Origin of the sequence: Pararhodobacter sp. CCB-MM2, from assembly GCF_001691415.1 — a bacterium.
Taxonomy (GTDB): Bacteria; Pseudomonadota; Alphaproteobacteria; order Rhodobacterales; family Rhodobacteraceae; genus Pararhodobacter.
The window spans coordinates 26,439-38,985 of record NZ_LRRR01000014.1 but is presented as its reverse complement, the minus strand read 5'-3'; the positions used below and the strand labels follow the sequence as shown (position 1 = coordinate 38,985).

Sequence of the window (12,547 nt, the reverse complement as noted above, 5' to 3'; positions counted from 1 at the left end):
ATCTCTGAGGACTTTCAAGCGGGGCCTGAAAATGTCCTATGTCAACATGATCCGGATGTTCGTGCGTGTCTATGAATTGGGCAGCATGTCTGCGGCTGCGCGGGATCAGCGCACCTCTCCGGCGGTGGCCTCGGGGCGGATTTCCGAGCTGGAGAAGCACCTCGGCGTGCGGCTGTTCAACCGCACCACGCGCAAGCTGCAACCGACCGAGAACGGGCGGATCTTCTACGAGGGCGCGCTGGGCATCCTGCAGGCCATCGAGGACGCCGAGGCTGCCGTGGCCGACGCCACCCAGAACCCGCGCGGTGTCCTGTTCGTGGGCGCGCCGCTGGGTGTGGGGCGGCGGTTCCTCGCGCCCTTCGTGCCGGCGTTCAAGGCGGCCTATCCGCTGATCGACCTGCGGCTGCGGTTGTCCGACCGGATAATCGACGTCACCGCCGAGGGCTTGGATGCAGTGCTTCATCTGGGGCGGCTGGAGGATTCGGCGCTGAAGATGCGGGTGATCGCGGAATGCCCGCGCTTGCTGTGCGCCGCGCCCGATTACATCGCCCGTCGCGGGATGCCGGCGGATGGCGCGGCGCTGATCCGCGACCGGCATGATTGCCTGAACCTGCGCTACCCCGGCGCCAAGGAATTCCAATGGTCCCTGCAGACCCCGCAGGGCGTGCAGAAATTCGATATTTCCGGGCCTTTTGAAAGCGATGACGGCGATGTGCTGACCGACTGGGCCCTGGCTGGTCACGGCGTCGTGATGAAACCTGTCTTCGAGGTAGGCGCTTACTTGCGGAGCGGGGAGCTGGTGCCGGTGGCGCTGGCCACGCCCCCTCTGCCCGTGACGCTGAGCCTGCTGACGCCGCACCGGCGGCTCCGTGACCCCAAGGTGCGGTTGTTTGCCGATTTCATCGTCGGGCGCATCCGTGCCGACATGGCGGCGCAAGTGCAGGGTCTGGACCTGCCGCAGATCGAAGGGCCCGGTTCCGATGCTCAGAAGCGACGAAATCCGTAGCGAGGACATCTGCGTCATTGCCAACCCCAAATCGGGGCGCAACAGCAAGGACGCACAGGCGATCGACAAGGCGATGGCCGCATTGGGCTCGGGCGCCGAATTGCGCCGCTGGTCCAAGGACAAGGGCCTTGAGGATGAGGTGAAGAACGCGGTCGCCGATGGTCACCGGGTGATCGTCGCGGCGGGCGGCGATGGCACCGTGATGGGCGTGGCGCAGGCGATGATCGGCACCGACGCGCATATGGGGGTGCTGCCGCTGGGCACGTTCAACTACTTCGCCCGCGGCCTTGGCCTGCCGCAAGAGCCGGAGCCCGCCGCTGAAGCGATCCTGAAGGGACGTCCGCACAAGATTTCCGTGGGTTCGGTCAACGGGCAGGTGTTCTTGAACAATGCCTCGCTGGGTCTGTATCCCGCCGCACTGCGTGCGCGGGAGGATGTGTATCGGCGCTGGGGCCGCTCGCGGTTTCTGGCGCATCTGTCGCTGATCCGCACGCTCTATCGCTTCCAGCGCCCGCATCAGATGCGCATCACCACCGAGGACGGCCAGACTCGCAGCCTGCGCACGCCGCTGCTGTTTGCCGCGCGCTCGTCCTACCAGCTGGATTACTTCGGGCTGGATGGGAAGGACGCGATCTCCAGCGACAAATTCGCCGTTTACATGGCCCGCGACGGGCACCGGGGGCATCTGTTCATGCTGGCTCTGCGGCTGGCGATGGGCACGATGAAGGCCGGGCGCGACGTGGAGCTGATCACGCCGTCGAAGATGGTGATCGAGACCAAGCACCCGAAGCCCATCGTCGCCTATGATGGCGAAAAGAAACGCATTCCCGCGCCCCTGACCTTCGAGATCCTCGAGGACGCGCTGTCGATCATCGTGCCGAACGAGGCCGACCGGGTGGCTGCATGACCCGGATCGTCCACCTCTCTGACCTGCATTTCGGCGCGCATGACCCGGCCCTGATCGACCCGCTTCTGGACGCCGTGCATGCCCAGCAGCCTGACCTGACCGTGGTCTCGGGCGATTACGCGCAACGGGGCACGATCAGCCAGTTCCGCGAGGCGCGGCACTTTGTCGAGCGTCTGCCCGAGCCGCATCTCAGCGTGCCCGGTAACCATGACCTGCCGCATTTCAACCCGATCCTGCGGTTCCTCGATCCTTACGGGCGGTTCCGCAAGGCCTCGGGCGGACCCGAGGAGCCGGTCTGGCACAGCCATGGCGCCGTGGTCGCGGGGATCAACACCGCCGACCGGACGCAATGGATGCGCGGCAAGGTCACGCCGCCGCATATCGAGACCCTGCGCGGGCATTTCGACGACGCGGGCGGGCGCATGCGGATCGCGGTGATGCACCATCCGTTGGAACATGCGGCGCTGAACATCGACCCCTTGATGATCGGCGCGGACAATCTGCGCGGCCAGCTGCCCGAGATGGGCGTCAGCATCGTGCTGTCGGGGCATATCCATGTCAGCCATATCGCGCCGTTCCGCGACCTGCCGGGCACGCTGTTCGTGCAGAATGGCACCTCGCTGTCGACCCGTCGCCGGGGCGAGGCGAATGTGTTCCTGACGCTGGATGTCGAGGACGGCGCGGTGCAGATCACCCGCCACTATTGGGGCCCCAAGGGCTTTGTCGCCGGAGAGCCCGAGGCATGGGAACTGGACGGCGGCGTCTGGGGCCAGCCGCAGCCCGTCGCCACCAAGCGCGCCGTCAGGGCCTGATTACCGAGGGCCGGGCAGGTTTTCGCGGATCAGCTCGGACCGATGGGCGAAGACCGCTTCATCGTCGAAGATCGCCCCGTCTTGCGCCGCCTTTGCAATGAGATCGGACAAAGCGGTCCGGTCCTGCGCCAAGGCCGTCACGGCCTCGGTCAGCCCCGCCACATCGTCCAAAGTCACCAGCTTGCCGCCGCCATGCGGGTCGATCAGATCCGCCGGGAAGGGGCTGTCATAGCCGACGATCGGGCAGCCCGAGGCCAAGGCCTCGATCAGGATGCGCGGGCTTTCAGGGGTCTTGTGGCAAAACAGCATGAGATCCGCCTCGCGCAGCGCCGTCAGCAGCGTCGGCCGGTCGCTGACGAAACCGGGCAGCGCGACGCGGCCTTGCAGCGGCCCCTCAGCCACGCGGGCCTGCATCGCGGCGAAATCCGGCCCGTCGCCGAGCCATGTCGCGGTGAAATCGACTCCCCGCGCAGCCAGCCCTTCCAAGACGGCAAGCCAGTCCATCGCCCCCTTCATCGCCGTCGCCCGTCCGGCATAGACGATCTTCAGGGGCCCCTCGGCGGCGCCGGCGATCTTCGCGGCCAGCATCTCAGGCGGGATATGGTCCGCGCGTTTCAGATGGATGTCATGCACCAGCTGCGGGTTCGAGGCATAGGGCGCGTAGGTGTCATAGGTCTCGCGCCCGTGGAACAGACCCAGCGTCGAGCGGCGGATCAGCGCGCGCTCCAGCGCGGCCATCAGCGGTACCTCGACCCTCGCGCGGACGCGGCGGCGCAGGGGCAGCGAGCCCAGCGTGCGGCGCACCACGGCGGATTCGACGCGGTCGGTCCAGATGTAGAAGGGCTTCTTCATCTTATGCGCCTGCCACGCGGCATAAGAGCCCCAGTCGCCCCAAAGCCCGCCGATGGCGAAACCGACGTAATCCGCCCGCGCGATGGCCTCGCGGATGCGCGGCTTCTGGCCGGGCAGGGCGCGCAGGAAGCGGTCCGGGCGCCAAGCCTCGGGGACGATGAGCAGCTCGATCCGCTCCAACGACGGCCCGACCCGCTCCAGCGGCACCCAGGCGGGGGGCAGGGGGCCTGACGCCTCGGGGATCATCAGGATGAGTTTCTCGAAATGCTCGGCCCAGAGGCGGAGGCCGTTGCAGGCCTGATCCTCGAGGTGGAGCACCCCGACCTTCCGGTGCAACGGCACCGGGGCGTATAACAAAAGAGTACCAGCGCGATCCGACATGGCGGTATCTGGCCTGCTCAGGGTTAACAGGTCAACACGCCGTTTCGGCAACAAACCGTCAGCTACCGCGATAGGTTGAATACCCATAGGGCGAGAGCAGCAGCGGCACATGGTAATGCGCCTCGGCGTCGGCCATGCCGAAGCGGATCGGCACCACGTCGAGGAACAGCGGCGCCGCCCCGTCCTGCCCGGTCGCGCGCAGGTAGTCCCCGGCGTGGAAGGTCAGCTCATAGGTGCCGGTGGCAAAGCTGTCCTGCGGCAGGATCGCGCCATCCGTGCGCCCGTCGTCATTGGTCACCTTCTCGGCCACGAGGGTGCGGGTCTCACCGTCTAACCGGTGCAGGGTGATGCGCAGCCCCTCGGCCGGCAGGCCCCGCGCGGTGTCGAGGACATGGGTGGTCAGATAGCCGGGCATGACGCGCTCCTGTTCGTTGTGGTCCCATTGTGCCTGCCGCGCGCGCAAAGGCCAGAGGGCGGGCGCCGCGAAGGTCTTTTCGGGAAAAATTGATAAACCCCGGGGATTTTTTGGCTACGGTGGAAAGGCAGACTGCCTACCCAAGGAACACGCCGTGAGCGACGCCCCCCGTTATCCCCGCAATATGATCGGCTATGGCCCCCGCGCCCCTCGTGTGGACTGGCCCGGCGGGGCCCGCGTGGCGATCAGCCTTGTGCTGAACTATGAGGAAGGCGGCGAGAATTGCCTGCTGCATGGGGATGCGCAATCCGAGGCCTTCCTCGCCGACATCGCCGGTGCCGCGCAATGGCCGGGCCAGCGCCATTGGAACATGGAATCGATCTATGAATACGGCGCGCGGGCCGGCTTCTGGCGCCTGCACGACCTGTTCACCCAGCGCGCCCTGCCGGTGACGATCTATGGTGTGGCGACGGCGCTTGCCCGCAACCCCGAGCAGGTCAAGGCGATGAAGGACGCCGGCTGGGATATCGCCAGCCACGGTCTGAAATGGGTCGAACACCGCGACATGCCCGAGGCCGAGGAACGCGCGCAGATCACTGAAGCGATCCGCCTGCACACCGAAGTCGTGGGCGAGCCCCCGCGCGGCTGGTACACCGGCCGCTGCTCGGTCAACACAGTGGCGCTGACGGCCGAGACGGGGCAGCTTGATTGGATCTCGGACACCTATGACGACGACCTGCCCTATTGGCTGGAGGTGGGCGAGCGCGACCAACTGGTCATCCCCTACACGCTCGAAGCCAATGACATGCGCTTCGCCACCGCGCCGGGCTGGGTCACCGGGCAGGATTTCGGCCAATACCTGATCGACAGCTACGAGACCCTGCTGGCCGAGGGCGGGCGGATGTTCTCGATCGGATTGCACAACCGGCTGATCGGCCGTCCCGGCAAGATCGCGGGGCTCATTCGCTTCCTCGACCATGTCGCGGCGAAGGGCGGGGCCTGGTTCGCCACCCGCTCGCAGATCGCCGATTTCTGGGCCGCGACCTATCCCAACCAGCGCTATGAGCGCCCGAGCCGGATGGACCGCGCCACGTTCGTCGCCAAATACGGCTCGATCTTCGAACATTCCCCCTGGATCGCCGAACGCGCCCATGGGCTGGAGCTCGGCCCCGCACATGACACGGCGGTGGGCCTGCACAACGCGCTCGCCCGCATGTTCCGCTCGGCCTCCGCCGAGGAGCGCCTTGGCGTGCTGCGCGCCCACCCGGACCTTGCCGGCAAGCTCGCGCAGGCAAAGCGCCTGACGGCCGAGTCCACCAACGAACAGGCCTCCGCCGGCCTCGACGCCCTGACGGATGACGAGCGGACGCGCTTCACCCAGCTCAACACGGCCTATGTCGAGAAGCACGGCTTCCCCTTCATCATCGCCGTGCGCGACAACACCAAGGCCTCGATCCTTCAGGCCTTCGAGACGCGCATCGCCCATGACACCGACACCGAATTCGCCACCGCTTGCCGTCAGGTCGAGCGGATCGCCGAAATCCGCCTGATGGATCTCCTGCCGTGACCTATTACGCACCCGAAGGGGGCCTGCCCCCGCAATCCGCCCTGATGACCCAGCGCGCCGTCTTCACCGAGGCCTATGCGGTGATCCCGAAGGGCTGCTTCTCGGACATCGTCACCAGCTATCTGCCGGGCTGGCGCAAGACACGCATGTGGCTGATCGCGCGGCCCATGTCGGGCTTCTCGGAGACCTTCAGCCAATATGTGATGGAGGTGCAACCGGGCGGTGGCTCGGACCTGCCCGACAACGATCCGGCCGCGCAATCGGTGCTCTTCGTGACGCATGGCCTGATCACCCTGACCATCGACGGCACCGGGCACGAGCTTGATGCCGGCGGCTATGCCTATATCCCGGCGGGGGCCAAATGGACGCTGCTGGCCGAGGGCAATGCCCCCGCCCGCTTCCATTGGGTGCGCAAGATCTGGGAACCGGCCGAGGGCATCGAGAAACCCACGGCCTTCGTCACCAACGAGCGCGACCTCAAGCCCATCGCCATGCCCGACACCGAGGGCCGCTGGGCGACGACCCGCTTCGTCGAGCCCACGGACCTGCGCCACGACATGCATGTGAACATCGTCACCTTCCAGCCCGGCGGCTCGATCCCCTTCGAGGAGACGCATGTGATGGAGCACGGCCTATATGTCCTGCAGGGCAAGGCCACCTACAAGCTCAACCGCGACTGGGTCGAGGTCGAGGCCGGCGATTTCATGTGGCTGCGCGCCTATTGCCCGCAGGCCTGCTACGCCGGCGGCTCCGAGCCCTTCCGCTACCTGCTCTACAAGGACGTCAACCGCCACGCCCGCCTGCGCGGCCCGTGGTCGAACCCCGGAAGCCGCTGACCCCATCTTTGCTCCAAAAATATCCCACGGGGGTCCGGGGGTGTGAAACCCCCGGCGCTCTCCACCCGAACCCAAGGCCCGTCATGCAAGAGATCCGCGTCCAACCCCTGACCCAAGAGGCCTTCGCCCCTTTCGGCGATGTCCTCGCCGCCACAGGCGCCCCGGACAAGATCATCAATCAGGGTCTCTGCGGCCGCTTCCACGACCGCGCGCAGCTCGATTTCGGCCCCGAGGGCCGCGCCGGGATCTCGATCTTCAACGCCGAGCCCCGCGCGCTGCCCAACCGGCTCGACATGGTCGAGCGTCACCCCGAAGGCTCGCAAGCCTTCCTGCCGTTGCACGAACACCCGTTCCTCGTGATCGTCGCGCCGGATGAGGGCGGCCAGCCGGGCCAGCCCCTCGCCTTCGTCACCGATGGCAAGCAGGGCATCAACCTGCATCGCAACACCTGGCACGGCGTGCTGACGCCGCTCGCCGCGCCCGGCCTCTTCGCGGTGGTCGACCGGATCGGCCAGACGCCCAATCTTCAGGAACATTGGTTCGACACGCCCTTCAGCGTGATCGCCTGAGCGAAAAGACCGGGAACAACCCGGCCTCCTTGACCGCAGCGCAACCCCGGGGGCGGGGCGCGGGCGGCTGTGCAAGAACGCCCCCACAGGGAAAGGACATCGGAATGAGCACCTCTCGCATCGGCACGCCCGAGCAATTGAAGGACCCGAATTACACGCCGCCGCTGGGCATCGCGGTGCCGCTGGGCATCCAGCATGTGTTGGCGATGTTCGTGGCCAACGTGACCCCCGCGATCATCGTCTGCGGCGCGGCGGGGATCGGCTTTGGCTCGGATCAGGGGGCGCTGGGCTTCCCCGACATGACCTACATGATCCAGATGTCGATGCTGTTCGCCGGCATCGCCACGCTGTTCCAGACCGTGGGCCTCGGCCCCATCGGCGCGCGCCTGCCGATCGTGCAGGGGACCTCCTTTGCCTTCATCCCGATCATGATCCCCGCCGTCGCGGGCGCCGGTGTCGCGGGGCTTGGCGGGCTGCTGACCGGCGTGATGATCGGCGGCATCTTCCATTTCCTCTTGGGCACCGTGATCGGCAAGATCCGCTTCGCGCTGCCGCCTCTGGTGACCGGCCTGATCGTCCTGATGATCGGCCTCGCGCTGGTCCGGGTCGGCATCCAATACGCAGCGGGCGGCGTGCCCCTGATGGGAACCGAGGCCTTCGGCACGCTGGAAAAATGGGCCCCCGCGCTGGTGGTGATCTTCGTCACCCTCGGCATCAAGTTCTTCACCCGGGGCTTCACCGCCGTCGCCGCCGTGCTGATCGGCATCGTCGCGGGCTACCTCGTGGCGCTGATGATGGGGCAGGTGAGCTTCACCTCGCTGGGCCGCGCGGGCTGGTTCACCGTGCCCTCGCCCTTCCACTACGGCTTCCAGTTCGACTGGGCCATCGTCATCGGCATGTGCTTCATGGCCGTCGTCTCGGCCATCGAGACGGTGGGCGACACTTCGGGCATCACCAAGGGCGGCGCGGGGCGCGAGGCCACGGACAAGGAGATCCAGGGCGCGACCTTCGCGGACGGTCTCGGCACCGCCATCGCGGGTGTGTTCGGCGGCCTGCCCAACACGTCCTTCAGCCAGAATGTGGGCCTTGTGGCGATGACCGGCGTGATGAGCCGCCATGTCGTGACCTTCGGCGCGCTGTTCCTGATCCTCGGCGGGCTGGTGCCCAAGGTCGGCGCCTTCATCAACACCGTGCCGATCAATGTGCTCGGCGGCGGTGTGATCGTCATGTTCGGCATGGTCTGCGCCTCGGGCATCTCGATGCTGTCGGACGTCGTTTGGAACCGCCGCAACATGGTGATCTTCGCGGTCGCCCTGTCCGTCGGTCTGGGCCTGCAGCTGGAGCCCTCGGCCCTGCAACACCTGCCGCGCACGCTGCAGATCCTGCTGACCTCGGGCCTTTTGCCCGCCGCGCTGATCGCTGTGGTGCTGAACCTGATCCTGCCCGAGAACCTCACCGAGGAATCGACGGAAGAGGTCAACGGCGGGCTCTCGGGCACCAAGCACTGAACCATGGCGGGCCCCCTTCGGGGCCCGTTTCCTTTTGCCGAAAGGGCCGAAATGAAAACGCTGATCCGCAACGCCGATGTGGTGGTGACGATGGACGGGGCGCGGCGCGAACTCGCGGGCGCCTCGGTGCTGGTCGAGGACGGCGCCATCACGGCCGTCGGGCCGGGCCTGCGCGCGGACGGCGCCGAGGTGATCGAGGCCAGCGGCTGCGTCGTCACGCCCGGCCTCGTCAACACGCACCATCACCTGTACCAGACCCTGACCCGCGCCGTGCCCGGCGGGCAGGATGCGCTGCTGTTCGGCTGGCTGAAGACCCTCTACCCGATCTGGGCGCGCTACACGCCCGAGGATTTCCACATCTCCACGCAGCTGGGGCTGGCCGAATTGGCGCTGACCGGCTGCACGATGTCCTCGGACCACCTGTACCTCTATCCCAACGGCGCGCGGCTTGAGGACACGATCCACGCCGCCGCCGAGTTGGGCCTGCGCTTCCATGCGACCCGCGGCGCCATGTCCATCGGTGAATCGAAAGGGGGCCTGCCGCCCGACAGCGTGGTCGAGGATGAGCGCGCGATCCTTGAGGATTGCATCCGCGTCGTCGACGCCTTCCACGATGCCCGCCCCGAAGCCATGACCCGCGTGGCGCTGGCCCCTTGTTCGCCCTTCTCGGTCTCGCGGGAACTGATGCGCGACGCGGCGCTGCTGGCGCGCGACAAGGGCGTGATGCTGCACACCCATCTGGCCGAGAATGACGAGGACATCGCCTATTCCCTGTCGCAATTCGGCGTGCGGCCCGGCCAATATGCCGAGGATCTGGGCTGGACCGGCGCCGATGTCTGGCACGCGCATTGCGTCAAACTCGACGCCGCTGAGATCGCGCTCTTCGCCCATACCAAGACGGGCGTCGCGCATTGCCCCTGCTCCAACTGCCGCCTCGGCTCGGGCATCGCGCCGGTGCGGGCGATGCGGGATGCGGGCGTCCGCGTGGGGCTGGGCGTCGACGGCTCGGCCTCGAACGACGCGGGCGATCTGATCAACGAGGCGCGTCAGGCCATGCTGCTGCAGCGTGTCGCCAATGGCGCCGACGCCATGTCCGCCCGCGAGGCGCTGGAGGTGGCGACGCTGGGCGGCGCCACGGTGCTGGGACGGGCAGGGGAGCTCGGCTCGATCGAGCCCGGCAAACGCGCCGACCTCGCGATCTGGGACTTAAGCGCGTTGCAGGCGGCGGGTAGCTGGGACCCCGTCGCGGCGCTGGTCCTCTGCGGGCCGCACCGTGTCAAACACCTGCTGGTCGAGGGCCGGACTATCGTGCGTGACTTCCAGCTTGCGACCCTCGAGGCCGGGATGATCGCCGAGAAAGCCCGGCGCGCCACCAAGCGGCTGATGGCGTAAGGGGGGCTGTCTGCCCCCCAAATCCCCCGAGGATATTTAGAGAACAAAGATGCGCGCAATTTGGCCGCGCCTCCGGGCTTCGCCCCATCACCTTGTCGCAAATACTCAAAGGGCGGCGCCGGTCTCCCCGCGCCGCCCCTGCTCATTCACTCTGCTGCAAATACGCACGCCCGGCCCGCCGGCCCGCGCCGACGCCCGTCAGGCGCGGGGCTGCGCCTTCTCCACCAGCCGCGCGAAGAAGCTGGCGCCGACGGGGGCCACCGCATCGTTGAAATCGTATTTCGGATGGTGCAGGCCCGCGCCTTCGCCCTGACCGAGGAACAGATAGGCGCCCGGACGCTTCTCCAGCATATAGGCGAAATCCTCGGCCCCCATTACCGGCTCGCATTCGCCGGCGCTGGAGCCGATCTCTCCGGCCACGGCGGTCGCGAAGTCGAACTCCTTGGCATGGTTCACCGTTGCCGGATAGCCGCGCTCGAACGTCACTTCGGCCTTCACGCCCATCGCCGTGGCGATGCCCGTGCAGATCTCGTGGCAGCGGGCCTCGACCATGTCCTGCACCGCCTTGTCATAGGTGCGCACCGTGGCACAGAACCAGCCGGTCTCGGGGATGATGTTGTCGGCCGAGCCCGTGTGGATCTGCGTGACCGAGATCACCAGCGCATCCGTGCCCTTGCGGTTGCGCGAGACGATGGTCTGCAGCGCGCCGACCATCTGCACGATGGCCGCGACCGGATCGACGGTCTCCTCAGGATGCGCACCATGGCCGCCCCGGCCCGTCACATGCACCGTCAGCGTGTCCACCGCCGCCATCAGCGGGCCCGGCGCGCCCTCGAAGCGGCCGAACTCGACCCCCGGCGCGTTGTGCAGGGCATAGACCTGCCCGATGCCGAAGCGCTCCATGATGCCTTCCTTGACCATCACCTCGGCCCCGCCGCCCCATTCCTCGGCCGGCTGGAAGATCAGCGCCACGCGGCCCGAGAAGTTGCGCGTCTCGGCCAGATAGCGCGCGGCACCCAGCAGCATGGTGGTATGCCCGTCGTGGCCGCAGGCATGCATCTTGCCCGGGTTCTTCGAGGCATGCGGCAGGCCCGTCTCCTCGGTGATCGGCAGCGCGTCGATATCGGCGCGCAGACCGATGGTCGGACCCTCGCCTTGCCCCTCGATGATCGCGACGAGGCCGGATTGGGCGATGCCCTCATGGATCTCGGTGATGCCGAACTCGCGCAGGCGGCTGGCGATGAAGGCGGCGGTTTCCTCGCAATCGAAGCGGGTTTCCGGGTGTTGATGCAGATGTTGGCGCCATTCCGTCATGTCGGGGGCATAATCGGCGATGCGGTTCAGGACGGGCATGGTGGACTCCGGCGTCTCGCTTTGGGATAGAGGCGGCAGCATCCTCAATAACCCGGGTGGGCGCAATGGCCGACGATCCCCTCATCCACGATCCCAGCGGCGGGTTGCCGCGTCTGGCGATGATCATGGCCCGCCTTCGCGATCCTGAGGGCGGCTGTCCTTGGGATTTGGAGCAGGATTTCGCCTCGATCGCGCCCTACACGATCGAGGAAGCCTATGAGGTCGATGACGCGATCGCGCGGCAGGATTGGGACGGGCTGAAAGGCGAGCTGGGGGATTTGCTGTTCCAGTCGGTCTATCACGCGCAGATGGCCGAGGAGGCCGGGCATTTCACCCTGGACGACGTGCTGCGCGCCATCGCCGACAAGATGGTCGCGCGCCATCCGCATGTCTTCGGCGACGTGGTGATCGACAGCGCCGAGGCGCAGACCGACGCCTGGGAGGTGCTGAAGGCCAAGGAGCGCGCGGCGCGGGCGCAGACAGGTGTGCTGGACGATGTGCCGGTTGGCCATGCGGGGCTCACGCGGGCGGTGAAGCTGCAAAAGCGCGCGGCGCGGGTGGGGTTTGATTGGCCCGATGTGGGGCAAGTGGTGGCCAAGATCGCCGAGGAGGCGCAGGAGCTGACCGAGGCCGCGAAGGAAGATCAGTTCGAGGAATATGGCGATCTGCTTTTCGTGATGGCCAATCTTGCGCGGCATCTGGATATCGACCCCGAGGCGGCCTTGCGCGCGGCGAATGACAAGTTCACCCGCCGCTTCCGCTTCATCGAGGCCGCGCTGGCCGAGCAGGGCCGGACCCCGACGGACAGCGATCTGGCCGAGATGGATGCGCTGTGGGATCAGGCTAAGGCCGCCGAGAAAGCCGCCAAGGGCTGAAGCCGCGGGGCGACGGCGCGCGCGGGGGCGATCCGCGGGTTGTGCCGCGCGCTTTATGCCAGCCACGTCCGGGC

Annotated in this window: 12 protein-coding genes; 9 read left to right on the top strand and 3 right to left on the bottom strand. The window is 67.2% G+C overall.

All coding sequences use genetic code 11. The features are described 5' to 3' along the window. The first annotated feature begins 31 nt into the window (after positions 1 to 31). The 3 genes from BCY78_RS14285 to BCY78_RS14275 are packed head-to-tail and all read left to right on the top strand — an operon-like array spanning position 32 to position 2,725. Positions 32 to 1,006 (top strand): LysR family transcriptional regulator, encoded by a 975-nt coding sequence (locus BCY78_RS14285; RefSeq protein ID WP_068303082.1) that lies wholly within the window; start codon positions 32 to 34, stop codon positions 1,004 to 1,006. Further along, positions 981 to 1,913, top strand: a complete 933-nt coding sequence (locus BCY78_RS14280) for a diacylglycerol kinase family protein (RefSeq protein WP_068303081.1) — start codon at positions 981 to 983, stop codon at positions 1,911 to 1,913. The genes BCY78_RS14285 and BCY78_RS14280 overlap by 26 nt, the downstream gene beginning before the upstream one ends. Further along, entirely contained in the window at positions 1,910 to 2,725 is an 816-nt protein-coding gene (locus tag BCY78_RS14275; protein WP_068303079.1) for a metallophosphoesterase, read from the top strand. Before BCY78_RS14280 ends, BCY78_RS14275 begins: the two co-directional genes overlap by 4 nt. Here BCY78_RS14275 and BCY78_RS14270 read toward each other — a convergent pair whose 3' ends face one another. Beyond that, complete coding sequence (locus BCY78_RS14270; RefSeq protein ID WP_233499411.1) at positions 2,726 to 3,895, bottom strand: glycosyltransferase; 1,170 nt, start codon at positions 3,893 to 3,895, stop codon at positions 2,726 to 2,728. Positions 3,896 to 4,016: 121 nt separating this feature from the next. Beyond that, positions 4,017 to 4,373, bottom strand: a complete 357-nt coding sequence (uraH, locus tag BCY78_RS14265; protein WP_068303073.1) for a hydroxyisourate hydrolase — start codon at positions 4,371 to 4,373, stop codon at positions 4,017 to 4,019. 184 nt (positions 4,374 to 4,557) lie between these two features. On the opposite strand from uraH, the gene puuE reads away from it, so the two are divergent. The 5 genes from puuE to BCY78_RS14240 all read left to right on the top strand — a co-directional run bounded on the left by puuE (position 4,558) and on the right by BCY78_RS14240 (position 10,245). Then, entirely contained in the window at positions 4,558 to 5,940 is a 1,383-nt protein-coding gene (gene puuE, locus BCY78_RS14260; RefSeq protein ID WP_068303269.1) for an allantoinase PuuE, read from the top strand. Then, entirely contained in the window at positions 5,937 to 6,776 is an 840-nt protein-coding gene (locus BCY78_RS14255) for a bifunctional allantoicase/(S)-ureidoglycine aminohydrolase (RefSeq protein WP_083195043.1), read from the top strand. Before puuE ends, BCY78_RS14255 begins: the two co-directional genes overlap by 4 nt. 83 nt (positions 6,777 to 6,859) lie before the next feature. Continuing rightward, the gene (locus tag BCY78_RS14250) at positions 6,860 to 7,345 is read left to right on the top strand and encodes an ureidoglycolate lyase (RefSeq protein WP_068303071.1); all 486 of its coding nucleotides are present in this window, start codon (positions 6,860 to 6,862) and stop codon (positions 7,343 to 7,345) included. 104 nt (positions 7,346 to 7,449) lie between these two features. Then, the gene (locus BCY78_RS14245) at positions 7,450 to 8,853 is read left to right on the top strand and encodes a uracil-xanthine permease family protein (protein ID WP_068303070.1); all 1,404 of its coding nucleotides are present in this window, start codon (positions 7,450 to 7,452) and stop codon (positions 8,851 to 8,853) included. A 51-nt stretch (positions 8,854 to 8,904) separates the two neighbouring features. Then, a complete protein-coding gene (locus tag BCY78_RS14240) occupies positions 8,905 to 10,245 on the top strand; it encodes an 8-oxoguanine deaminase (RefSeq protein ID WP_068303069.1) in 1,341 nt (446 codons plus the stop codon). A gap of 198 nt (positions 10,246 to 10,443) precedes the next feature. Here the strand turns inward: BCY78_RS14240 and BCY78_RS14235 are convergent, their stop codons facing one another. Then, positions 10,444 to 11,598: a M20 aminoacylase family protein gene (locus BCY78_RS14235; RefSeq protein WP_068303065.1), complete on the bottom strand. Its 1,155-nt coding sequence runs from the start codon at positions 11,596 to 11,598 to the stop codon at positions 10,444 to 10,446. Between the two features lie 65 nt (positions 11,599 to 11,663). Between BCY78_RS14235 and mazG the strand changes: the two genes are divergently transcribed. After that, a complete protein-coding gene (gene mazG, locus BCY78_RS14230; protein ID WP_068303064.1) occupies positions 11,664 to 12,473 on the top strand; it encodes a nucleoside triphosphate pyrophosphohydrolase in 810 nt (269 codons plus the stop codon). Positions 12,474 to 12,547 lie beyond the last annotated feature (74 nt).